This window comes from Thalassospira sp. MBR-102, assembly GCF_040549275.1.
Lineage (GTDB): Bacteria > Pseudomonadota > Alphaproteobacteria > Rhodospirillales > Thalassospiraceae > Thalassospira > Thalassospira xiamenensis.
This window is the reverse complement of sequence record NZ_JBEPTC010000007.1, coordinates 56,894-80,303: the sequence shown is the minus strand read 5'-3', so window position 1 is coordinate 80,303 and position 23,410 is coordinate 56,894. Positions and strand designations below refer to the sequence as shown.

Annotated in this window: 19 protein-coding genes; all 19 read right to left on the bottom strand. The window is 56.1% G+C overall.

Translation table 11 applies throughout. The annotated features are described in order from the left end of the window. Positions 1–173 precede the first annotated feature (173 nt). The 19 genes from dnaE to nuoF all read right to left on the bottom strand — a co-directional run bounded on the left by dnaE (position 174) and on the right by nuoF (position 23,410). Positions 174–3,659, bottom strand: a complete 3,486-nt coding sequence (gene dnaE / locus ABIE64_RS13320; protein ID WP_354377687.1) for a DNA polymerase III subunit alpha — start codon at positions 3,657–3,659, stop codon at positions 174–176. 99 nt (positions 3,660–3,758) lie between these two features. Continuing rightward, positions 3,759–4,493: an ABC transporter ATP-binding protein gene (locus tag ABIE64_RS13315; protein WP_354377686.1), complete on the bottom strand. Its 735-nt coding sequence runs from the start codon at positions 4,491–4,493 to the stop codon at positions 3,759–3,761. Continuing rightward, complete coding sequence (locus ABIE64_RS13310; protein ID WP_354377685.1) at positions 4,486–5,736, bottom strand: lipoprotein-releasing ABC transporter permease subunit; 1,251 nt, start codon at positions 5,734–5,736, stop codon at positions 4,486–4,488. The genes ABIE64_RS13315 and ABIE64_RS13310 overlap by 8 nt, the downstream gene beginning before the upstream one ends. An 88-nt stretch (positions 5,737–5,824) precedes the next feature. Beyond that, complete coding sequence (gene proS, locus ABIE64_RS13305) at positions 5,825–7,144, bottom strand: proline--tRNA ligase (protein WP_354377684.1); 1,320 nt, start codon at positions 7,142–7,144, stop codon at positions 5,825–5,827. Positions 7,145–7,320: 176 nt separating this feature from the next. Then, entirely contained in the window at positions 7,321–7,815 is a 495-nt protein-coding gene (locus ABIE64_RS13300; protein ID WP_354377741.1) for a hypothetical protein, read from the bottom strand. Positions 7,816–8,309: 494 nt separating this feature from the next. Next, complete coding sequence (locus ABIE64_RS13295) at positions 8,310–8,549, bottom strand: DUF1467 family protein (RefSeq protein WP_007089424.1); 240 nt, start codon at positions 8,547–8,549, stop codon at positions 8,310–8,312. Positions 8,550–8,603: 54 nt separating this feature from the next. Beyond that, on the bottom strand, positions 8,604–9,008 hold the full coding sequence (mce, locus tag ABIE64_RS13290; protein WP_071239931.1) for a methylmalonyl-CoA epimerase: 405 nt from the start codon (positions 9,006–9,008) through the stop codon (positions 8,604–8,606). A 103-nt stretch (positions 9,009–9,111) separates the two neighbouring features. Then, a complete protein-coding gene (locus ABIE64_RS13285) occupies positions 9,112–10,788 on the bottom strand; it encodes a ribonuclease J (RefSeq protein WP_175484476.1) in 1,677 nt (558 codons plus the stop codon). Positions 10,789–10,864: 76 nt separating this feature from the next. Further along, positions 10,865–11,647 (bottom strand): type III pantothenate kinase, encoded by a 783-nt coding sequence (locus ABIE64_RS13280; RefSeq protein WP_037991305.1) that lies wholly within the window; start codon positions 11,645–11,647, stop codon positions 10,865–10,867. 34 nt (positions 11,648–11,681) lie between these two features. Then, positions 11,682–12,440: a biotin--[acetyl-CoA-carboxylase] ligase gene (locus tag ABIE64_RS13275; RefSeq protein ID WP_354377683.1), complete on the bottom strand. Its 759-nt coding sequence runs from the start codon at positions 12,438–12,440 to the stop codon at positions 11,682–11,684. 2 nt (positions 12,441–12,442) lie between these two features. Next, positions 12,443–13,882 (bottom strand): NADH-quinone oxidoreductase subunit NuoN, encoded by a 1,440-nt coding sequence (gene nuoN / locus ABIE64_RS13270; protein WP_354377682.1) that lies wholly within the window; start codon positions 13,880–13,882, stop codon positions 12,443–12,445. 11 nt (positions 13,883–13,893) lie between these two features. Next, positions 13,894–15,411 carry an NADH-quinone oxidoreductase subunit M gene (locus ABIE64_RS13265; RefSeq protein WP_007089418.1) on the bottom strand — a complete coding sequence of 506 codons (1,518 nt, stop codon included), beginning with the start codon at positions 15,409–15,411 and terminating at the stop codon, positions 13,894–13,896. 6 nt (positions 15,412–15,417) lie between these two features. Next, positions 15,418–17,415, bottom strand: a complete 1,998-nt coding sequence (gene nuoL / locus ABIE64_RS13260) for an NADH-quinone oxidoreductase subunit L (RefSeq protein WP_354377681.1) — start codon at positions 17,413–17,415, stop codon at positions 15,418–15,420. Between the two features lie 7 nt (positions 17,416–17,422). Further along, complete coding sequence (nuoK, locus tag ABIE64_RS13255; RefSeq protein WP_007089416.1) at positions 17,423–17,731, bottom strand: NADH-quinone oxidoreductase subunit NuoK; 309 nt, start codon at positions 17,729–17,731, stop codon at positions 17,423–17,425. Continuing rightward, positions 17,731–18,339, bottom strand: coding sequence for an NADH-quinone oxidoreductase subunit J (locus ABIE64_RS13250; protein WP_007089415.1), 609 nt, complete (start codon positions 18,337–18,339; stop codon positions 17,731–17,733). Before ABIE64_RS13250 ends, nuoK begins: the two co-directional genes overlap by 1 nt. An 81-nt stretch (positions 18,340–18,420) precedes the next feature. Continuing rightward, positions 18,421–18,909, bottom strand: a complete 489-nt coding sequence (nuoI, locus tag ABIE64_RS13245) for an NADH-quinone oxidoreductase subunit NuoI (RefSeq protein WP_007089414.1) — start codon at positions 18,907–18,909, stop codon at positions 18,421–18,423. Positions 18,910–18,940: 31 nt separating this feature from the next. Then, positions 18,941–19,954, bottom strand: coding sequence for an NADH-quinone oxidoreductase subunit NuoH (gene nuoH / locus ABIE64_RS13240; protein ID WP_007089413.1), 1,014 nt, complete (start codon positions 19,952–19,954; stop codon positions 18,941–18,943). Positions 19,955–20,041: 87 nt separating this feature from the next. Then, on the bottom strand, positions 20,042–22,102 hold the full coding sequence (gene nuoG / locus ABIE64_RS13235; protein ID WP_063091912.1) for an NADH-quinone oxidoreductase subunit NuoG: 2,061 nt from the start codon (positions 22,100–22,102) through the stop codon (positions 20,042–20,044). A 27-nt stretch (positions 22,103–22,129) separates the two neighbouring features. Continuing rightward, positions 22,130–23,410: an NADH-quinone oxidoreductase subunit NuoF gene (nuoF, locus tag ABIE64_RS13230; RefSeq protein WP_007089411.1), complete on the bottom strand. Its 1,281-nt coding sequence runs from the start codon at positions 23,408–23,410 to the stop codon at positions 22,130–22,132.

Here is a 23,410-nt window from a genome sequence, read left to right as displayed (position 1 = left end):
TGAAACACCGGATGGACGAATTTCTGCATAAAGCATTATTCGCCACGCTCCCGCGTGCGATGTTCGGGGCGGCTTTTAGCCCCCTCCTGCAAAGAATGCAAGCCTTAAAGTACGCTCAAACCGCCGGAAAGTGAACCCGAAGCCCGATCACAATTTCCGCCTGCCCGCGCCAATCAGATTTCCTCGGCCAGTTCGACACCCGGAATGGCCCCGACCGCCCCGATAAGCGACGGTCCGACCTTATAGGTATCTTCAAGCTCGACCTCGGCAATACGGCCATCGGCACAGACCGTCGAAAGACTGACCAGACCGCGCCCTTTCCCCGCTTTTTCAAGCAGTTCTCGGATTTCCACCACCGGATCAGGCCGGTTCAGGCGAATGCGAATGCCCTCGGCTGCCCCGGAAACGGCATGCTCAAGGTCTTCGACCTTCTGCCCCTGAATGCGAAGCTGCCCTTCGCGCATTTCGGCCGCCACCACCAGCAATACTGGCCGCCCGGCATTGATGATTTCCTTATAGGCCGCCCATGCCTCGGCCCAGAAGGCGACCTCGAAACTGCCCGTCGGATCGGAAAACATCACGAAGGCGAATTTCGATCCGTTTTTCTTCGAAATCATTTCACGCGCATTGATCAGCGTCCCGGCAAGCTTGATCGATCCCTTGTTCTGGGCGCGCATACGGGCCGGAAGCTCCTTGATCGGCGCAATACCGATCCGCTGAAGACTTTTGCCAAAGGTATCAAGCGGATGCGCCGACAGGTAAAAACCAATCGCCGAAAATTCCTCGGTCAGTTTTTCCATCGGCACCCAGTCGCGTTCATCAGGTAACCGTATGGCATCCTTGCCAAATCCGGTATCCTCGCCAAACATCGAAATCTGGTCATTGTTGCGCGCCTGCATTTCGCGCTGGGCAACCGCCATCACCCGGTCGACATGCTCGAACATGACCTTGCGGTTTGTCGTCAGGCAATCAAGCGCGCCTGCCCGCACAAGGTTTTCAAGCAACCGTTTATTGACCGCACGGCTATCGATGCGCGATGCAAAATCGGTCAGGTCCCGGAACGGGCCATTGGCCTCGCGCTCCGCCACAAGGCTTTCCATTGCCGCATCACCAACGTTGCGCACGGCCGCCAGTGCATAACGGATTTTGCGCACCCCATCATGATTTTCGACCGAAAACGCCACTTGCGAATTATTGATGCAGGGCGGCAGGATTTCGATGCCAAGGCGTTCGACCTCCTGCTTGAAAATCGCAAGTTTTTCGGTGTTGTGCATATCAAGCGTCATCAGCGCGGCCATGAATTCGACCGGATAATTCGCCTTGAGATACGCTGTCTGATACGCCACCAGCGCATAGGCCGCCGCGTGCGATTTGTTAAAGCCATAGGATGCGAACTTGGCGACCTGATCAAAGATGTCGGACGCCTGCCCGCGCGGCACCCCGTTCTTTTCCGCCCCGTCAACAAACAGCGACCTCTGCTTTTCCATTTCCTCGGCGATCTTTTTACCCATCGCGCGCCGCAGAAGGTCCGCACCGCCAAGCGAATAGCCCGACATCGTCTGGGCAAGCTGCATGACCTGTTCCTGATAGATCATGATGCCATAGGTTTCTTCGAGGATCGGCTGCAACATTGGGTGCATGTAATCAGGTTCTTCCTGACCATGCTTACGCGCTATGTAATGCGGGATATTATCCATCGGGCCCGGACGATACAGCGCCACCACAGCGATAATATCTTCGATCGTATCGGGCTTCAGCCCGCGCAGAACGTCCTGCATGCCCTGCGATTCAAGCTGGAACACACCGACCGTCTCGGCCGCCGAAAGCAGCTTGAACGCCACCCGGTCATCAAGGGGAATGGCACTGATATCAAAGTCTTGCGGGACATCTTTACGAAGCCGCATCAGATTGACGGCCTCGATAATCACCGTCAGGGTTTTCAAACCAAGGAAGTCGAACTTCACCAGACCGGCATTTTCAACATATTTCATGTTGAACTGGGTCACCGGCATATCGGATCGCGGATCACGATAAAGCGGCACAAGCTCATCAAGGTCACGGTCGCCGATCACCACCCCGGCGGCGTGGGTCGACGAGTTGCGATAAAGTCCCTCGATCTGCATTGCGATGGACAGCAACCGGTCAATATCCGGATCTTCGCGCGCAATCCGGCGCAGGTCCGGCTCCATGTCGATGGCTTCCTTAAGCGGGATCGGTTTGGCCGGGTCCCCCGGAATCATCTTGCAGATTTTGTCGACATAGCCATACGGGATGCTCAGAACACGGCCAACGTCACGCACCGCAGCCTTGGCCTGCAATTTACCGAATGTGATGATCTGCGCCACACGGTCATGGCCGTATTTCTGCTGCACATATTCAATCACCTCGCCGCGCCGGTCCTGACAGAAATCGACGTCGAAGTCAGGCATGGATACGCGTTCCGGGTTCAGGAAGCGTTCAAACAGCAACGAAAAATGCAGCGGATCAAGATCGGTAATCAGCAGGGCATAGGCAACAAGCGACCCCGCACCCGAACCACGGCCCGGTCCAACCGGGATTTCATGATCCTTGGCCCACTGGATAAAGTCCGCAACGATCAGGAAGTAACCCGGAAACCCCATCTGATTGATGATGCCAAGCTCGTATTCAAGGCGCTCCCAATAGGGTTTGGCGATTTCTTCCTTCTGCGCATCCGTCATATCTTCGGTAAAGACATATTTCGCAAGGCGGCCCTTAAGACCCTCCTCGGACATATGACGCAGTTCGTCGACCTCGGTACGGCCTTCACCACAATCAAACGGCGGCAGGATCGGATCAATTTTCTCGACATGCCATGAACACCGCTTGGCAATCGTCAACGTGTTGTCACAGGCCTCGGGAATGTCGGCAAAAAGCTCGCGCATCTCGGCGGCAGTCTTGAACCGGTGCTCGGGTGTCAGGCGCCAACGGTCTTCCTGCCCCACAACCGCGCCCTGCCCGATGCAGATAAACACATCGTGGGCTTCATACATTTCCGCCTTGGGGAAAAAGCAGTCATTGGTCGCGACCAGCGGGATATTGTGATCATAGGCCAGCTTGATCAGACCCGGCTCGACTTTTTCCTCGACCGGCTCGCCGTGGCGCTGCAATTCGATATAAAGCCGGTTGCCAAATATCCCTGAAAGCTTGTTCAGGCATTCGTTCGCCGCCTCAAGCTGCCCCTCGGCAATCAACCGTGCCAGCGGCCCGGTCGGCCCGCCAGTCAGGCAGATGATGTCGGAACTGTATTGTTCGATATGATCATAAAGCGCCTTGGGCTCGCTGCCTGCTTCGCTGGTCATGTGTGCCCGCGAAACGATTTTCAGAAGGTTAAAATACCCCCGCTCATTCTTTGCGATCAGAACCAGCTTGTCCGGGTTGGGTTCACGCGAAATCCTGCCAACAACCGGCTGGTCGCCAAACCGTTCAACACCGATCTGTACGCCAAGGATCGGCTGCACGCCCGCCCCGCTCATCACACCGGAAAAATCAAGCGCGCCGAACATATTATCGCTATCGGTCATCGCAACCGCGGGCTGGCCATCCGCCTCGCACATCTTTGCCAGTTCCTTCGTCGTGATGGCACCTTCGGCAAGCGAATAGTTGGTGTGAACACGAAGATGGACGAAACCGTTTTCCATTTCAGAAAACCCCGGAACAAGAATGGCAAAGGCAGGAAAACCGCCACCCCGGATCACTCCGGGGCGCGGTGCTCTGCTAACTTAAAGAATTTCGACGGATTACGAAAGGGTATCGGGATCAAGTTCGACCAGATGCCCGTCACGCAGGGTCACAACCCGGTCCATCTGGCGCGCCAGTTCCGGGTTATGGGTCGCAATCAGCGACGCCAGACCGGTTTCACGCACCAGCGTCATCAACATCCCGAACACGGTTTCGGCGGTATGCGGGTCAAGGTTGCCGGTCGGCTCGTCGGCAAACAGCACATCGGGTACATTGGCAAGCGCACGCGCAATTGCCACCCGCTGCTGTTCCCCGCCCGAAAGCCGCGCCGGGCGATGTTCGGCCCGTTTTTCAAGTCCAAGACAGCGCAGCAGTTCAAGCCCGCGTTCGGTCGCATCCGGCCGTTTCAGGCCATTGATCATCTGCGGGATCACGACGTTTTCAATCGCTGAAAATTCCGGCAGCAGATGATGATACTGATACACGAACCCGATATGCTTGCGGCGCATTTCGGTGCGCGCCAGATCGGAAAGGTCCGTGCTGCGTTTCCCACCAATCGAAACCATGCCTCGATCAGGCTTTTCAAGCAGGCCGGCAATCTGAAGCAGGGTCGATTTACCCGCCCCCGACGGCCCGACAAGGGCGACGATCTCGCCCTGATGGATTTCAAGATCAACGGATTTCAGGATTTCAAGCTGATCGGGGCCCTGATTGAAGACGCGATCAATCTTTTCAAGCCGCAACACGACTTTCTGCGCCCGCTCCTTGGCGGTTGTCTTGATCATATCACTCATAACGCAGCGCCTCCACCGGATCGAGGCGCGATGCACGCCATGCCGGATAAACCGTCGCCAGGAACGACAGGGTCAGGGACATCACACAGACCAGAACCACCTCGCTGACGTCCATGTCAGCCGGAAGCTGCGACAGGAAATAGATTTCCGCATTAAACAGATCGGTCCCCGTCAGGCTCTGGATGAACTGGCGGATATTTTCGATATTCAGGCAGAACAGAACGCCAAGGATCAGCCCGCTTAACGTACCGACAACCCCGATGGATGCCCCGGCCAGGAAGAAGATGCGCATCACCGATGACCGGGTCGCCCCCATCGTGCGCAGGATCGCGATATCTCGCCCCTTGTCCTTCACCAGCATCACCATGCCCGAAATGATATTGAATGCCGCCACCAGAATAATCAGCGTCAGGATCAGGAACATCACATTACGTTCAACCTGTAACGCATTGAAGAAGCTGGAATTTGACTGCTGCCAATTCACCAGCCGCAGATGTTCCCCCGACAGGTTCGATAGCAGATCATTCATGCTGGACGACAGACGCGACGGGTCTTCAAGCATCACTTCAAAATGGCTGATTTTTTCCGGCAGGCGGAAATAAATCTGTGCGGCCTGAAGCGGCATGAAGATAAAGCCGCTGTCATATTCATACATGCCGATATCAAACAGCCCGACCACCTTATAGGCCCGCACGCGCGGCACGGACCCGAACGCCGTCACATTGCCCTTGGGCGAGATCAGATTGACATTATCCCCCACCCCGACGCCAAGTTTCATGGCAAGACGCGCGCCCATGATCACGCTATCGTCCCCCTTGAAATCATCAAGCGATCCGAAAACGATGTTATCGGCAATCGTCTTGCGCTTGGCGATATCTTCGGCACGGACCCCGCGCACGATGGCCCCGGTTGACCGGCCGTTATTCGATGCCAGCACCTGCCCCTCGACCACCGGGGTCACAAGGGTCACATTGCCGGTTTCCGCGATCTTCTTTTCAATCGCATCATAATTGGGCAGGCCATCGGGACTTTGCGCGTAAACCGATATATGTCCGTTCAGCCCCAGAATACGTCCAAGTAATTCGGCCCGGAACCCGTTCATGACCGACATGACGATAATCAGGGTCGCAACGCCCAGCATCATGCCAAGCAGCGAAAAGATGGCGATGACGGAAACAAAGCCCTCTTGCCGACGGGGACGCAGGTAGCGGAAAGCCACCAGACGTTCGAACGGACTGAACATGCGCAAAAGATCCTCGTGGAAGCGTGTCGGAAAGAATTCCGGAAATCAGGACGGGGCAGCCAAGGCTGCCCCGTTTGCAAAGTCGTAATCAGGCGCTGATCTGGTTAAGTGCCGCCTCAAGCGTGACTTCCGTCCGCTCGCCCGATTTGCGGTTTTTAAGCTCGACCACACCGGCCTTGATGCCTTTCGGGCCAATCACGATCTGCCAAGGCAGACCGATCAGGTCCATATCGGCAAACTTGCCGCCCGCGCGGATGTCGCGGTCATCATAAAGCACTTCGATCCCGGCATTATGCAGCTTGGCGTAAACATCTTCGCAGGCCGCATCGCATTCATCATCCCCGGTCCGAAGGTTGATCAGGCCAACCTTGTAGGGCGCAACCGATTCCGGCCAGATGATGCCGTTCTCGTCGTGCGATGCCTCGATCAGCGCACCAACAAGGCGCGAAACGCCAATGCCGTAGGACCCCATCTGTACCGGTACTTCCTTGCCATCCGGGCCAAGCACGGTCGCACCCATCGGTTCGGAATATTTGGTCCCGAAATGGAAGATATGGCCGACTTCGATCCCGCGCGTCGCAATCATGTCGTCACCGGAAATCGGGCTATTGGCCGGATCATGCTTGTCTTCGGTCGCGGCATAATCTTCAAGCGTCGTCTGGACCCAGTTTTCAAGCCCGGTACGATCATTCAGATCAACACCCTTGCCCGTCAGGTCCTTGTCCAGCCACTTCTTGTCGCAGAACACTTCGCTTTCGCCGGTTTCGGCCAGAATGATGAACTCATGGCTAAGGTCGCCGCCAATCGGGCCGGTATCGGCCACCATCGGGATCGCCTTGACGCCAAGGCGCGTAAAGGTCCGGCAATAAGCCAGGAAAATCTTGTTATAGGCGTGCCGTGAACTTTCGTAATCGACATCGAACGAATACGCATCCTTCATCAGGAATTCGCGACCACGCATCACGCCAAAGCGCGGGCGGATCTCGTCGCGGAATTTCCACTGAATATGATACAGCATCTGCGGAAGCTGCTTATAGGACCGGACATCCTTGCGGAAGATATCGGTGATCGCTTCCTCGTTGGTCGGCCCGAACAGCATGTTACGATCATGACGGTCGGTAATGCGCAGCATCTCAAGGCCGTAATCCTCGTACCGTCCGCTTTCCTGCCAAAGTTCGGCTGGCTGGATGGTCGGCATCAGCAATTCGTTGCAGCCAATCGCGTCCTGCTCTTCGCGCACGATCTGCTCAATCTTTTTAAGCACGCGATAGCCAAGCGGCAGCCAGGAATAAATCCCTGCTGAAAGCTGGCGCACCATACCGGCACGCAGCATCAGTCGATGGGAAGCGATCTGTGCTTCTGCCGGCGTTTCCTTGAGGGTCGGCAGAAAGAACTGGGAAAGACGCATCAATGCCTCGTGATGATCAAAGCTGAAAAATATCAGGTATACAAAAGACCTTGCCCGGAAAATGCGACAGCACAGCCCGAAACGCAAGCCGGAACTTGCTTTATATCGGTAACGGGTGATCTAGCGGCCAATCGTGGCAGGTTTGCGAAGACACACGGGCTTTTTCAGGTACAACCTTAACGGAACCCTGCCGCCCGGCACGCCGCGGCCAATTCATCCTGCCCCGCCTCGTTGCCAAGCGGGATATCATTGAAATACACCCGCCCGTTGCGGTAGGTGATCCTGCCGATATTGGACTCGCCGCTGATCCAGTCCGGCACGGAAATACCGGCATATTCAAAGAAATCAATCGTCACCGGAAATTCTATTTCCTTGGGCAGCGCATCCAGGATCGGGCTGCCGCCATCCAGATCGGCCGGGGCGACCTTGCGCCCATAAACATCCACACCAGGCTTATAGGCCACATCGTCATCGGGCACATGGCTGACCAGTTGCTGACAGGCCGACCGCGTGACCGTGATGGTGGGCTTCGCCTTCTCAGCACCCGCAGCACCTTCCCCATCCGGCGCGGCATTTTCCCCTGCCGCCGGCCCCGGCAAGGGGGAGTCGCTTTGTGCCAAAACGCCCCCCGCACCGGTCATGATCACGCCAGCAACAAGCATCGAAACCATGAGATTCACAGGATAATTCCCGATTTTCATAGGGCGGGTCATTACAAAACTCTTCATATCGCCGGTCCATCCTATTTATGTGCGGTGCAACATCGATTCATCTGTGAATTTTGGTCAAAACATCTTGCACAAAAGTGAAATATGTGGCTTTTTGATCCTCCGCTAACGGCGCAAGATCGTTGCGGAAGACGTATCGCAGCCGCTCATAAAATTGCGGGAGGCTTTGTTGCCAATAAGCATACAAGAAGCAGGCGCGACGTCGAAATAAAACCTGTGCCAAGTGCCCAGGTCTTAGGAGGAAGCAAAAAAAGATTACGGGAAAACAGCTATAAAAATAGCATCTTAGCAAGATCCTTGTGATCTTGCTTTTTTTTTGGCTTTTCCCGATTGATGCCTTTTCCGCCCCCCCCCTTCCCCGACATTTTGTGCAGTCCGGCCAAACAAAAACCCCGCAACAAATTGTGCGGGGTTTGTTTCTGAATGCCGTCGCCCGATCATTGCGGCGGGCGGACTTCGATCATGCCACTGGTAATCACGAAATACGCCACCAACCACAAAATCGCCGAGATCAGGCTGGTTGCCAGAACCTTCTTCCACATATGCGGCTTTTGCGGCGCGCCACTATCATGGCCGGGCTGAACATTCTCTTCGCGCTTCACGCCGAACGGCAACACCATGAACAGCACCAGCCACCAGATCACGATGTAAACAAGGATCGCGGAAAACCAGTTCATGCTGCACTCTTTTCTTGGTTGCGGGAAGAAGGGCCGATACGGCGGGAAAGAAACTTAAACCTGTTCAAGCTCAACAAGCGTCCCGTTAAAATCCTTGGGATGCAGGAACAGAACCGGCTTGCCATGCGCCCCGATCTTCGGCTCCCCCGTGCCCAGCACGCGCGCACCGTTTTTCAGAAGCTGATCACGCGCCGCCAGAATATCCTCAACCTCATAGCAGACATGATGAATGCCGCCCGATGTGTTTTTATCAAGGAACCCCTGTATCGGCGATCCCTCACCCAGCGGATAGAGCAATTCGATTTTGGTGTTGGGCAGTTCGACAAAGACCACAGTCACACCGTGATCTGGCTCGTCCTGCGGTTCTGAAACCTTCGCACCCAGCACATCACGATAAAGCCGGATACCTTCCGCAAGGTCCGGCACCGCAATCGCCACATGGTTCAGCCGTCCAATCATGTTCTACTCCTGCAATGTGATCTGCCCGATCACCGACAATCTAGGATGCACATCACGACAAAGACAACCGCCCATTTGGTCGCATGCCGCCTTCCCAAACTGCCTAGCCCTGCTCGTTCACCCGCACAAGATGCACCTCGATCATTGGCCGCTTGCCAAGCCGCTGACGCACCGGACGACGCAGGGATTGCCGGATCGCAAGGATCACCGCCGCATCGTCAAGCACCTCGTCATCATTCAACTGATCAACCCGGTTGCCGATCTCGGCTGCAAAATGATCAAGGCGGACATCATCGCCGACCTCGTCAAACAGGCTCGGTGCCGTGATCATCGGCTCACCGACCATCTCGCCAAACTGGTTGAGCACTACGGTCACAAACATCACACCGTTCCACACGATGCGATTGCGGTTGCGGATGGTTTCGGAATCCCGTTTCAGCAACCGCCCGCCATCAAGGCAAAGCACGCCGCTTTCGGCAACGCCAATCACATGCGCGCTGCCCGGCGACAGGCGAATGACCGTCCCGTCATGCGGGATAACCTGCTCAGGAATCTGGCATTCCGCGCCAAGCGCTGCCTGTTCGCACAGATGGCGGGTTTCGCCATGCACCGGCACAAGGATTTTCGGACGTGTAAGCTGATACATCCGCGCCAGATCCTGCCGCCCCGGATGGCCCGAAACATGGATCGGCTCATCACGTGCGGTAATCACGCGGATACCGCGCCTAATCAAAAGGTTCTGGATATAACCGATGGATTTTTCATTGCCCGGAATTTCGCGTGCGGAAAATACAACCGTATCACCCGGATCAAGCTGCACGGTCGGATGATCGCCCTTGGCAATACGCGACATCGCCGCGCGCGGTTCGCCCTGCGACCCTGTACAGATCAGCAATACCTGATCCTTGGGCACCTCCATCGCGTCTTCATCGGTCAAAAGGTTCGGATAGGATGTCAGATAGCCAACCGCCCGTGCGGCTTCGGTCACACGGTTCAATGACCGCCCGGCCAACCCGACACAGCGGTTGTTTTCATGTGCCGCTTCAACAATCGACTGCAACCGCGCAACGTTGGTCGCAAAGCACGCAACCGCAATGCGGCCCTGCGGCGTTTCGGCAAACAGTTTTGACAGGTTCTTGGCTACATCGCCTTCCGATCCGGCTTTGCCTTCGGAAAAGACGTTGGTGGAATCACAAATCAGCGCCATGACCCCTTCATCGCCAAGCGCCTCAAGCTTCTTGACGTCGGATGCCTCGCCAATCTGTGGTTCGGGGTCAAATTTCCAGTCGCCGGTATGCACCACAAGCCCCTTGGGGGTGCGGATCGCAAGCGCATTGGGTTCAAGGATCGAATGGGTCATGGTGACGAATTCGATGTCAAACGGCCCCTTTTTGAACCGCCCGCCAAGCTCGATCACATGGATCGGCACCTGATCGGCAAAATCGGTTTCCGCCAGTTTGGCCTTCAGGAATTCGGCGGCAAACGGGGTGGCATAGATCGGGCATTTCAGCCGCGGCCAAAGATACGGCACCGCGCCAAGGTGATCCTCATGCGCATGGGTCAGGACAAGGCCAAGAAGTTTGTCTTTGCGTTCCTCGATAAAGGTCGGATCGGGCATGACAACATCGACACCGGGCAAACCTTCCTCGCCAAAGGAAACGCCCATATCGACCATCAGCCACTGATCGTCATATCCGTACAAATTGAGGTTCATGCCAATTTCGCCAGATCCCCCCAGCGGCACAAACAGCAATTCGTCTTTCGGCAAATACAAATCCACGGATGATCACCCTTGTCTTTCAGCGGTGAGAAATACGATCACGGGGCGCACCCGCGTCACGATGTCGTTTAACAGTCTAATTCGATTTTGCGCTGTTGCGACGATAAATCATCAAAAGCCCCAGCATCGTCAGATCGCCATGCAGATGTTCGATCTCGTCAACCGCCTTGGTAAATAACGGTGCCAGACCACCGGTCGCGACAACTTTCATGTTATCAACGCCCTGCTGCATGCGAATGCGCGCCAGAAGCCCCTCGATCATCGCAACATAGCCCCAGTAAACCCCGGACTGCATCGCCTCGATCGTGTTCTTGCCGATCACATTGCGCGGGGCCTCGATGGCGACCATCGGCAACTGGGCTGCTGCCATATGCAGCGCCTTGATTGAAAGGTTAACACCTGGCGCAATCACACCGCCAAGATAATTGCCTTCTTCATCAATCACGTCAAACGTGGTCGCCGTCCCGAAATCCAGAACCACAAGCGGCCCGCCAAAAAGCTTGTGCGCGGCAACCGCATTGACAAGCCGGTCGGCACCAACCTCGCTTGGCCGGTCCATGATGATCTTCATATCCAGATCAACCGCCGGGTCGCCCACCACCATCGGCTCGACATTGAAATAACGTCGGCACAGGGTTTTAAGGCTGAATTCCGCCGCCGGAACCACGGTTGCGATGATTGCGCCCGTAATTGCATCTTTCGGCACATCCGACAGGGTAAACAGATGATGCAGCCACACGCCAAGTTCATCAGCCGTGCGTTCAACCGTCGTCGAACAGCGCCACTGCCCCTTGATCGTATCGCCGTCAAACACCGCGAAAACGATGTTGGTATTCCCGGCATCAATCGCCAGCAGCATGATGTTTCGTCTCCCCGTTATCGTCCCGTGTTATTTATGCTTTAAAAAACACTTCGCCAGCACCGATGCGATGTTCCATCCCGCCCGTTTCTCTTAAAACAAGCGATCCGTCGTCATCAAGCCCGACAAACATGCCCTCAAGCGTCCTTTCGGTCAGGCGCGCAATCACCGGCGCACCAATCCCGTATGCCCGCCGAAGCCAGGCGTCACGCACCGGGGCAAAGCCCTGCGCTTCCCATACGGGCAACCAGTCTGCCACCCGCCCGACATAGGCTGAAATCAGTTCCCCCACCGAAACCGGCGCGCCAAGCGCTGAAAGCGACGTCGCCGGGCGTTCGGCATCATCGGGATAAAACGCAACATTCACCCCGACCCCGATCACCAGATAATCGGTTTCCGAACCGTTGTTCGATGCACTTTCCAGAAGAATACCCGAAATCTTGCGGCCATTGACCATCAGGTCATTGGGCCATTTGCAATCCGGTCTGACCCGATTGCCTGTGATCAGCTCTATCGCCTCGGCCAGGGCAACCGCAATCAGGAATGTCAGTTTTGCCGCTTCAAAAAGCGGGCAATCCGGACGCAGCAAAAGGGAAGAATAAAGATTGCCAACCGGGGATGTCCATGCGCGCCCGCGCCGTCCCCTGCCCGATGTCTGTTGGCGGGCCCAAATAAGGGCGCCACTTGGGGCGCCCTTATCAGCAAGGCGTTTCGCCTCTTCATTGGTGCTGTCGATCACTTCCAGTTCATGAAGATAAAAACCTTCAGGAAGCCGGATCGTCGGCTTGGTCATCCTTACTGCCCGAGCAAGGCCGTCGCGGCAACGCCGGCACTATCCATCAACGGGTTCGGGAAGAAAACGAAAGCCAGAAGAATGACCGTCGCAACCGCCATGATCACATTCATCTCGGTGCCGTTCTTGTCGAACGCTTCGACCGGCTCGTCGAAATACATCACCTTGATGATCCGCAGATAGTAATAAGCACTGACGACCGAGGTCACCAGACCGATCACCGCCAGCGTCACAAGACCGGCTTCAACCGCTGCCTTGAACACGTAAAACTTGCCAAAGAACCCTGCAAGCGGCGGAATACCGGCCATCGAGAACATCAGGATCGCGGTCACCGCCGCCATCAGCGGCTTGGTCTTGGCCAGACCGGCAAGATCGGTGATTTCCTCGACCATGCGGTCATTGCGACGCATCGACAGGATCACGGCAAAGGTTCCAAGGTTCATCACAAGGTAAATCCCAAGATAAACCAGAATACCCTGCACGCCCTCTGCCGTACCGGCCGCAAGGCCAACCAGTGCGAAACCAACGTGACCGATGGATGAATAGGCCATCAGACGTTTGATATTGTCCTGACGAAGCGCCGCGAACGAACCCCATGCCATCGACAGGATCGACACCAGAACGATGATCTGCTGCCAGTCTTCGACAACACCGGCAAACGGGCCAACCGCAACACGCACAAACAGCGCCAGACCGGCAATCTTCGGCGCAACCGCAAAGAACGCCGTCACCGGGGTCGGTGCTCCTTCATAGACGTCCGGGGTCCACATATGGAACGGAACCGCAGAAACCTTGAAGCACAGACCGGCAAACATGAAGGCCAGCCCCACCAGCGTTCCGACCGAAAGGCCGCCATTGCTGATCACATCGCCCAGAACGGCGAAGTTGGTCGAACCGGTAAAGCCATAGACCATCGACATGCCATACAGCAGCATACCCGATGCAATCGACCCCAGAACGAAGTATTTCAGGCCCGATTCCGTGGCGCGAACGGTGTCGCGGCGGATCGCCGCAATCACGTAAAGTGCCAGCGACTGAAGCTCAAGACCAAGATACAGCGACAGCATGTCGGTCGCCGATACCATCGCCATCATGCCAAGCGTGGCAAGCAGGATCAGGATCGGGAATTCGAACCGCGACATGTTTTCGCGTTCGGCGTAATTCATCGCCATCACGATACCAATCGACGAACCGATCAGGATCATCACCTTGGTGAATTTGGCAAAGGCATCTGCCGTGAACTGGCCATAGAACGCCACCCCGCCGTCACCCAGAACCACCAGCACAAGGGCGATGATCTGGGCTGCAACCGCAAGCCATGAAACGGTGCGGAAAGCCTTGTCCTTGCCGGCAAACACGCCAAGCATCAGAAGGGCCAGGGCCGAAACGGCCATAAAGATTTCGGGCAATGCCGCCCCGAGGTTGAGCATAGAAACTCCCATGTTCATTCCCCTCAATTCGCCGCCAGCTGCGCAGCCTGAGCTGCGGCAGCCTGCGCCGTTTCGACCTGGTTGACGAGGTGTTCAACCGAAACATGCATGATGTCGAGGAAGGAGACCGGATAGACCCCCATCCACAGAACGATGATCACAAGCGGTGCAAAGATCAGCCATTCACGCGGGCTCATATCAAGGATCGATTTAAGGTTTTCCTTGGTAAGGGCCCCGAACACGATGCGGCGATAGAGATACAGCGCATAAGCCGCACCAAGGATCAGACCGGTTGCGGCAAAGAATGCCACCCAGGTATTGGCTTCGAACGCGCCCAGCAATGCCAGGATTTCGCCAACGAAACCGCCCGTCCCCGGAAGACCGACAGACGCCATCGTAAAGAACATGAAGATAACGGCATAACCCGGCATACGGTGCACAAGACCGCCATACGCATCGATCTCGCGGGTATGCATGCGGTCATAAACCACACCAACACACAGGAACAACGCGCCCGATACCACACCATGGCTCAGCATCTGGAAGATCGAACCTTCGATACCATGCTGGTTAAAGGTGAAGGCACCAATCGTCACAATCCCCATATGGGCCACCGACGAATAGGCAATCAGCTTTTTCATGTCCTGCTGTGCCAATGCGACCAGCGACGTATAGATGATCGCCACAATCGACAGCGTAAACACCAGCGGGGCAAAGGTTTCCGACGCCAGCGGCATCATCGGCAACGAGAACCGCAGGAACCCGTACCCCCCCATTTTCAGAAGCACACCGGCAAGGATCACCGAACCTGCCGTCGGTGCCTCAACGTGGGCATCCGGAAGCCATGTGTGAACCGGCCACATCGGCACCTTGACGGCAAAGGATGCAAAGAACGCCAGCCACAGCCAAAGCTGCATATTATAGCTGAACCCGTGCGCCATCAGTGTCGGGATGTCGGTGGTGCCTGCTTCGAAATACATCGCAAGCAGCGCCACCAGCATCAGAACGGAACCCAGCAGCGTGTAAAGGAACAGCTTGAAGGCTGCATAAACACGACGCTGACCGCCCCAGACACCGATGATGATGAACATCGGGATCAGAACGCCTTCGAAGAACAGATAGAACAGCAGACCGTCAAGCGCGCTGAACATACCGACCATCATCGTTTCCAGGATCAGGAACGCGATCATGTATTCCTTGACACGTTTCTGGATTGCTTCCCATGCCGACAGAATGCAGATCGGCGTCAGGAAGGTCGCCAGAAGCACGAACAGCATCGAAATGCCATCCACGCCCATGTGATAGGAAATGTTCAGGCCCGGCATCCAGTCGGCTTTTTCAACGAACTGGAAATCGGCCGTGGTGCTATCGAAATTCACCCATAGCATCAACGATGCGAGGAAGGTGAAACCCGACGTCCACAAAGCAACCCATCGGGAGTTGCGGGCGACATTCGCCTCTTCCCCGCGGATCAGCAGCACGAACAGTGCGCCGATCAGCGGTAAAAAGGTGACGATCGAAAGAATTGGATAATCGCTCATCGCCCGTTAACCCATCTTCCAAATTGTGTAAGACACCAAGGCGGCAATACCGATCAGCATCGCAAACGCATAGTGATAGACGAAACCGCTCTGAAGGGCGCTGACGCGACGTGCAATGTTACGGCATGCTGCGGCGACACCGTCCGGACCGACACCGTCGATCAGCGCGCCATCGCCCGATTTCCAGAAGCCATAGCCAAGATAGAAGGCCGGCTTGACGAAAATCTTGTCGTAAAGCTCGTCGAAGTACCATTTGTTCAGCGCGAAGCGATACAGACCATTGAAGGTATTCGCCAACTGACGCGGCAGCGACGGAACCAGCTTGTACATCACAAGTGCGATGACAAAGCCCGATACCATGGCAACAAACGGTGCCAGTTTGACCCAGCCCGGAACATGGTGTGCATGTTCAAGAGCCTGATGACCTTCGGCCATGAAGATCGCGCCGTTCCAGAATGCCAGCATCTCTTCATAGTCACCACCACCGAACCAGTCCTTGGCGTACCAGCCGGCAAAGATCGCACCGATGGTCAGGAACAGAAGCGGCAGCGTCATGACGGCCGGGCTTTCATGGACATGGGCCATGGTCCGCTCGTCCGCACGCGGAGTGCCAAAGAAGGTCATGAAGATCAGACGCCAGCTATAGAACGACGTCATCAGTGCCGCCAGGATACCGGCCCAGAAGGCATAGGTCCCGACTGCGGTATGAGCCGCAAACGCGCTTTCGATGACAAGGTCCTTGGAATAGAAGCCCGCAAGACCGGGGAAACCGGTAATCGCAAGCGTGCCAACCATCATCACCGCAAAGGTCAGCGGAACCATCTTATAGATGCCGCCCATCTTGCGCATGTCCTGCTCGTCGGACATCGCATGGATCACCGAACCGGCACCAAGGAACAAAAGCGCCTTGAAGAAACCGTGCGTCATCAGGTGGAACACGCCCGCCGAATAGGCCGACACGCCACACGCAAAGAACATGTAACCAAGCTGCGAACAGGTCGAATAGGCGATCACGCGCTTGATGTCGTTCTGAACGCAACCAATGGTCGCTGCAAAGAACGCAGTCGATGCACCGACAACGGTAATGATCGCAAGCGTGGTTTCGGCATATTCAAAGATCGGCGACAGACGCGCGACCATGAACACACCCGCCGTCACCATGGTTGCCGCGTGAATAAGGGCTGAAACCGGTGTCGGGCCTTCCATCGCATCAGGCAACCACGTATGCAGGCCAAGCTGTGCCGATTTGCCCATCGCACCGATGAACAGAAGGAAACAGGTGATCTCAAGGGCCGAGAATTCATGACCAAGGAACAAAAGCGTCGTTCCGGCAACTTCCTCGGCATTGCCAAAGATCACGTCGAACTGAACGCTATCGAACAGGACATAAACCGCAAAGATACCCAGCGCAAAGCCAAAGTCACCGACACGGTTAACGACAAACGCCTTGATCGCAGCTGCCGATGCCGACGGCTTGGAATACCAGAAACCGATAAGAAGATAGGACGCAAGCCCCACCCCTTCCCAGCCAAAGAACAACTGGATCAGGTTGTCGGCAGTCACCAGCATCAGCATGGCAAAGGTAAACAGCGACAGATACGCCATGAAACGCGGCTTGTCGGGATCGTGCGACATGTAACCGATGGAATAGATATGCACCATCGACGACACACCGGTCACAACAATCAGCATGACACAGGTCAGCGTATCAAAACGAAGCGCCCATTCGGCTGTGAAGTTACCCGAAGAAATCCAGGTAAACAGCTGAACCGTCACCGGGTTGCCGCCAAGCGCAACATCGACAAAGGCGAAAATCGAAATGATGAAGGCCGTAACGACACCACCCACCGTAATCAGCTGGGAAATGCGATCAGACGTCGAAACACCATGATGATGGCTGCTGTCATGCTCGGCACCGGACGCGGACGACATGGCACCGGCCAGCGTAATGATGCCGGCAATCGTGGCAGCGATCAGGGGCAGGAATACAATCAGAGGATACATATCTGCCTTACCCCTTCATCATGTTGATGTCTTCAACCGCAATCGTGCCGCGGTTACGGAAATAGACCACCAGGATCGCAAGACCGATCGCTGCCTCGGCGGCGGCAACGGTCAGGACGAAGATGGTGAAGACCTGTCCGACGAGGTCGCCAAGGAACGACGAGAACGCGACAAGGTTGATATTGACTGCCAGCAGCATCAGCTCGATCGACATCATGATGATGATGACGTTCTTGCGGTTCATGAAGATGCCAAAGATCCCGAGTGTGAAAAGGATCGCCGCGACGGTCAAATAATGTGCAAGACCGATTTCCATCAGATCCCCCTACCGACCGGAACTTTTTTGACTTCAAGCGTGTCAGCGCGATCGCGTTTGACCTGCTCGGAGATTTTCTGACGGCGGACACCCTCGCGGGTACGCAGCGTCAGGACAATTGCGCCAATCATCGCAACAAGCAGCACCAGACCGGCAGCCTGGAAGATGTATGCGTAATCGGTGTAGATCAGTTGGCCAAGCGCCTCGACATTGGTCAGTCCGGCGGGCGTCGGATGCGCCAGAACGGCGATCTTGTCATCTGACAAAGCCCAGCCCGCGCCGACAAAGGCCAGTTCCACAAACAGCACCAGCGCGATCAGAACCCCGATCGGCAGATAGTTGAGGAAACCTTCGCGCATCTCGACAAAGTTGATGTCGAGCATCATGACGACGAACAGGAACAGAACCGCGACCGCGCCGACATAGACGACGACGAGCAGCATGGCGAGAAACTCAGCACCCAGCAGGACGAAAAGCCCGGCTGCGTTAAAAAATGTCAAAATCAGCAGCAGTACCGAATGCACCGGGTTGCGAACGGTCACAACCGCAGTCGCGGACAGAACCGCGACAGTAGCAAACAGGTAAAAAGCCAAAGCCTGTACGACCATAAGGTACCCCCTTGGCGAGCCGCCCTGCCCCAACAGCAGAAAGCGGCCCATGAACTCTCTTTATACGATCAGACGCGACACTTACCGATAAGGTGCGTCTGCCTCCAATCGTGCAGCAAGCTCGGCTTCCCAACGCTCGCCATTTGCCAGAAGCTTATCCTTGTCATAGAGAAGCTCCTCGCGGTTTTCGGTTGCGAACTCGAAGTTCGGACCTTCAACGATTGCATCCACCGGACAGGCTTCCTCGCAGAAACCGCAATAGATGCATTTCGTCATATCGATATCGTAGCGCGTCGTACGACGCGAACCGTCATCGCGCGGCTCAACCTCAATGGTGATGGCCTGCGCGGGACAGATCGCCTCGCAAAGTTTGCACGCAATGCAACGCTCTTCCCCGTTGGGATAACGGCGCAGCGCATGTTCGCCACGGAAACGCGGGCTCAGCGGACCCTTTTCATACGGATAGTTCAGCGTCACCTTCGGCTTGAACATGTATTTCAGGGTGAGCGCCATACCGGAAACGAGTTCCACCAGCAGGAAGCTCCGGGCCGTCCGATCAATAAATGACATCGTTTACCTCTCTCTCTCCGATGCGCGGCGATCAGGCCGGGACCTTGTCAAAAGCAACCAGGAACGTGGCGACCAGCATGACCCAGGCAAATGACAGCGGCAGGAAGACTTTCCAACCCAGACGCATCAGCTGGTCATAGCGGTAACGCGGGAATGTCGCACGCACCCAGAGGAAAATGAACAGAACGAAGCAGATCTTCAGAATGAACCAGATCGCACCCGGGATGAATTCCAGCACCGGCAGCGGCGCGGTCCAGCCGCCCAGGAACAGAACGGCGCAAAGACCGCTCATCAGGATCATGTTCGCGTATTCACCCAGGAAGAACAGCGCAAAGGTCATTGCCGAATAATCGACGTTATAACCCGACACCAGTTCGGCTTCCGCTTCCGGAAGGTCAAACGGCGCACGGTTCGTTTCGGCCAGGATCGACACGATGAAGACCACAAACATCGGCAGGTGATAGATGAAGTTCCATTCCCAGATGCCGCCAACCTGACCGCGAACGATATCGCTAAGGTTAAGCGACCCGGTGGTCAGCAGAACCGAAATGATGATCAGGCCAATCGAAATCTCGTAGGACACCATCTGTGCGCCGGAACGCAGCGCACCAAGGAAGGCGTATTTCGAGTTCGACGCCCAACCGGCCATCACGATACCGTAAACACCCAGCGATGAAATCGCGAACAGGTACAGAATGCCGACATTCAGATCGGCCAGAACCATGCCCTCGTCGAACGGGATAACCGCCCAGGCAATGATCGCCAGAATGAAGGTCAGCATCGGGGCAATGATAAACACGCCCTTGTTGGCACTGGTCGGAACAATCGTTTCTTTCAGAAACAGTTTCAGACCATCGGCCAGCGGTTGCAGAAGACCAAACGGCCCCACAACGTTCGGGCCTTTGCGCAACTGCATCGCACCGATGACCTTGCGCTCGGCATAGGTCAGATAGGCGACAGCAACCAGCAGCGGGACAACAATCGCCAAAATCTTGGCGACGATCCAGACCAGCGGTTCAATATATCCGTCCCAAAGAAGTTCCATCGGTCAAACCGTATCTTTTGCGTTTCGTCCCTGAATTGGGACACCCCCTTGCGGGACGGGCGACGATGTCATCGCCGCCCCCCAAACTCAGGCAACCTTCTCGGCAGCCGCATCCTTGACAAAGGCCTCTGTACATTTGGCCATCGTCACCGATGCACGGCTGATCGGGTCGGTCATATAGAAATTGCGAACCGGCGAGGTAAAGCCATCAGACTTCATATCGCCTGCCTTGCCGAAATCGGTCCACTCTGCCTTGGTGACAGCATTCAGCGAGGCGAAAGTCGCGCTGAGTTCAACCATGCGCGAACGCACGGCATCAATGTTGTCATACGGCAGGGCCTGACCAAGTGCGCCCGAAAGCGCACGGACAATCGCCCAGTCTTCCTTGGCCTCGCCAACCGGGAAAACAGCGCGCCAGCCCTGCTGGGCGCGGCCTTCGGTATTGACGTAGGTACCGTTCTTTTCGGTATAGGCAGCACCGGGCAGGATCACGTCGGCAGCCTGCGCACCGGCATCGCCCATCGCCCCCTGATAGACCACAAAGGCCTTCTCAAGTTTCGACATGTCGATTTCATCGGCACCCAGAAGGTAAACAACCTCGACATCGCCTTTTGCCGCGGCATCAAGGATGTCATTGGTCGCAAGACCGCCCTCGCCCGGAACAAAGCCCAGGTCAAGGCCACCGACGCGCGATGCGGCGGTGTGCAGAACGTTGAAACCGTTCCAGTCGCCCGAAACCATGCCGTATTTTTCGGCAATCGCCCGGACGGTCGCCAGAACCGCATCGCTGTCCTCACGGTTAAGCGCGCCCATGCCAACGATGATCATCGGCTTTTCGGCGGCTTTCAGCACCTTGGCGAAATCGCTTTTGCCATCCAGCACCGCCGAAAGCGTTTCTGCACCGGCGCCAAGATAGTCGTGCTTATAGGTCGGGTCCCAGCTTTCGCCGATGATGCCAACCTTGAAATCACCGGCCGTAGCACGCCAGCGCTTGCGCAGACGCGAATTGATGATCGGCGCTTCGGCACGGATATTGGCACCAACGATCAGGCAGGCATCGGCATCATCAATGCCCGAAATCGTGGTGTTAAAGATATAGGACGCACGCGGACCGCCAATTTTCGATCCGTCCTGACGGCAATCAAGGTTCGGCGACCCAAGGGTCCCCATCAGATCCTTTAACGCAGTCATCGATTCACAATCGACCGTATCACCGGCGATTGCGGCAATCTTCTTGCCATCAAGCCCGGAAACCTTTGCCTTGATCGCGGCAAACGCCTCGTCCCAGCTGGCGGCTTTGAGCTTGCCATCAACACGCACATACGGACGATCCAGACGCTGGCGTTTCAGACCGTCAATCGCATAACGGGTTTTGTCCGATATCCATTCTTCGTTCACATCGTCATTGGTACGCGGCAGAACGCGCATGACTTCGGCACTGCGGGAATCGATACGGATGTTCGATCCGACCGCATCCATCACGTCGATGCTGTCGGTTTTTTTCAATTCCCACGGACGCGCGGTAAACGCATAGGGTTTGGATGTCAGTGCACCAACCGGGCAAAGATCGACCAGGTTCCCCGAAAGTTCGGAATTGATCGATGCTTCGATATACGGCCCGACCTCGGTATCCTCGCCGCGGTAAACCGCACCCATGGTGCCGACACCGGCGACTTCCTCGGAAAAACGGACGCAACGGGTGCAATGAATGCAACGGGTCATGATCGTTTTGACAATCGGACCCAGTTCCTTGTCCTTCACCGCACGCTTTTTCTCGGCATAGCGCGACGCGTCAAAACCATAGGCCATCGCCTGATCCTGAAGGTCACATTCACCGCCCTGGTCACAGATCGGGCAATCCAGCGGATGGTTGATCAGCAGGAATTCCATCACGCCATTGCGGGCTTTCTTGACCAGATCGGAATCCGTCTTGATCACCATTCCATCTGCCGCAGGCATGGCACAGGACGCGACCGGCTTGGGTGCGCGCTCCATTTCAACCAGACACATACGGCAGTTGCCGGCGATTGACAGGCGCTCGTGATAGCAGAAACGCGGAATCTCCTTCCCGGCCTCTTCACAGGCCTGAAGGACTGTCGCCCCGGCTTCTACTTCAACTTCAATACCGTCAACTGTCAGTTTCGGCATGTCTCAATCCCTCTCAACAGGCCCCTCTCAGGCCGCGATCCGTGCGCGATATTCCTTGATCCGCCGTTCCATTTCGGGACGGAAGCGACGGATCAGACCCTGGATCGGCCATGCAGCTGCATCGCCAAGCGCACAAATGGTGTGGCCTTCGACCTGTTTGGTCACATCCCACAACAGATCAATTTCATCAAGCGTGGCCTGTCCCCGGACCATGCGCGCCATGATGCGCGCCATCCAGCCCGTACCTTCACGGCACGGCGTGCACTGGCCACAGCTTTCATGCTGGTAGAATTCCGACAGACGCGCGATGGCGTAAACGATGTCGGTGGACTTATCCATCACGATCACCGCTGCCGTACCAAGGCCCGATCCCACTTCACGCAGGGCATCGAAATCCATCAGCACATCGTCGCAAATGTCTTTGGTCATCAGCGGAACGGACGAACCGCCCGGAATGACCGCCAAAAGATTGTCCCAGCCGCCACGAACGCCGCCGCAATGCTTTTCGATCAGCTCACGCAGCGGGATGCTCATGGCTTCTTCGACCGTGCACGGCTTTTCGACATGGCCGGAAATCGCAAACAGCTTGGTACCGTGGTTGTTTTCACGGCCAAAGCTGGTGAACCATGAACCGCCACGGCGCAGGATTTCCGGCACCACGGCAATCGATTCGACATTGTTCACCGTCGTCGGGCAGCCATACAGACCGGCATTGGCCGGGAATGGCGGCTTCAGACGCGGCTGGCCTTTCTTGCCCTCAAGGCTTTCGATCAGCGCGGTTTCCTCGCCACAGATATACGCCCCTGCACCAAGATGCAGATAAAGGTCGTAATCCCAGCCGGAACCGCATGCATTCTTGCCAAGCAGACCCGCTTCATAGGCTTCATCGATTGCACGCTGAAGGTTCGATGCCTCGTGATAGAATTCCCCACGGATATAGATATATCCGGCATGGGCATTCATCGCGAAGCTTGCCAGAAGGCAGCCTTCAATCAGGGTATGCGGATCATTGCGCATGATCTCGCGGTCTTTGCAGGTGCCAGGCTCGCCCTCGTCGGCATTGACCACAAGATAGCTCGGGCGACCATCAGATTCCTTGGGCATGAACGACCATTTCAGGCCGGTCGGGAAGCCTGCGCCCCCGCGACCACGCAGACCGGATGCCTTCATCTCGTTGATGATCCAGTCGCGCCCTTTTTCAATCAGGGCCTTGGTGCCGTCCCAGTTGCCACGTGCCTGTGCCGCCTTAAGACCGAAGTCCTGAAAACCGTACAGGTTGGTAAAGATACGATCCTTATCCTGCAACAT

What these genes read in the sequence shown, in the direction of transcription:
- proS (WP_354377684.1), bottom strand. Translation starts at nt 7,144, where the DNA reads ATGCGTCTTTCCCAGTTCTTTCTGCCGACCCTCAAGGAAACGCCGGCA.
- nuoL (WP_354377681.1), bottom strand. Translation starts at nt 17,415, where the DNA reads ATGTATCCTCTGATTGTATTCCTGCCCCTGATCGCTGCCACGATTGCC.
- ABIE64_RS13315 (WP_354377686.1), bottom strand. Translation starts at nt 4,493, where the DNA reads ATGAGTGATATGATCAAGACAACCGCCAAGGAGCGGGCGCAGAAAGTC.
- ABIE64_RS13265 (WP_007089418.1), bottom strand. Translation starts at nt 15,411, where the DNA reads ATGAGCGATTATCCAATTCTTTCGATCGTCACCTTTTTACCGCTGATC.
- nuoH (WP_007089413.1), bottom strand. Translation starts at nt 19,954, where the DNA reads ATGGAACTTCTTTGGGACGGATATATTGAACCGCTGGTCTGGATCGTC.
- nuoI (WP_007089414.1), bottom strand. Translation starts at nt 18,909, where the DNA reads ATGTCATTTATTGATCGGACGGCCCGGAGCTTCCTGCTGGTGGAACTC.
- dnaE (WP_354377687.1), bottom strand. Translation starts at nt 3,659, where the DNA reads ATGGAAAACGGTTTCGTCCATCTTCGTGTTCACACCAACTATTCGCTT.
- ABIE64_RS13295 (WP_007089424.1), bottom strand. Translation starts at nt 8,549, where the DNA reads ATGAACTGGTTTTCCGCGATCCTTGTTTACATCGTGATCTGGTGGCTG.
- nuoF (WP_007089411.1), bottom strand. Translation starts at nt 23,410, where the DNA reads ATGTTGCAGGATAAGGATCGTATCTTTACCAACCTGTACGGTTTTCAG.
- ABIE64_RS13250 (WP_007089415.1), bottom strand. Translation starts at nt 18,339, where the DNA reads ATGGTCGTACAGGCTTTGGCTTTTTACCTGTTTGCTACTGTCGCGGTT.
- ABIE64_RS13280 (WP_037991305.1), bottom strand. Translation starts at nt 11,647, where the DNA reads ATGCTGCTGGCGATTGATGCCGGGAATACCAACATCGTTTTCGCGGTG.
- ABIE64_RS13300 (WP_354377741.1), bottom strand. Translation starts at nt 7,815, where the DNA reads ATGGTTTCGATGCTTGTTGCTGGCGTGATCATGACCGGTGCGGGGGGC.
- ABIE64_RS13310 (WP_354377685.1), bottom strand. Translation starts at nt 5,736, where the DNA reads ATGTTCAGTCCGTTCGAACGTCTGGTGGCTTTCCGCTACCTGCGTCCC.
- nuoG (WP_063091912.1), bottom strand. Translation starts at nt 22,102, where the DNA reads ATGCCGAAACTGACAGTTGACGGTATTGAAGTTGAAGTAGAAGCCGGG.
- nuoN (WP_354377682.1), bottom strand. Translation starts at nt 13,882, where the DNA reads ATGGGAGTTTCTATGCTCAACCTCGGGGCGGCATTGCCCGAAATCTTT.
- nuoK (WP_007089416.1), bottom strand. Translation starts at nt 17,731, where the DNA reads ATGGAAATCGGTCTTGCACATTATTTGACCGTCGCGGCGATCCTTTTC.
- mce (WP_071239931.1), bottom strand. Translation starts at nt 9,008, where the DNA reads ATGATTGGACGGCTGAACCATGTGGCGATTGCGGTGCCGGACCTTGCG.
- ABIE64_RS13275 (WP_354377683.1), bottom strand. Translation starts at nt 12,440, where the DNA reads ATGACCAAGCCGACGATCCGGCTTCCTGAAGGTTTTTATCTTCATGAA.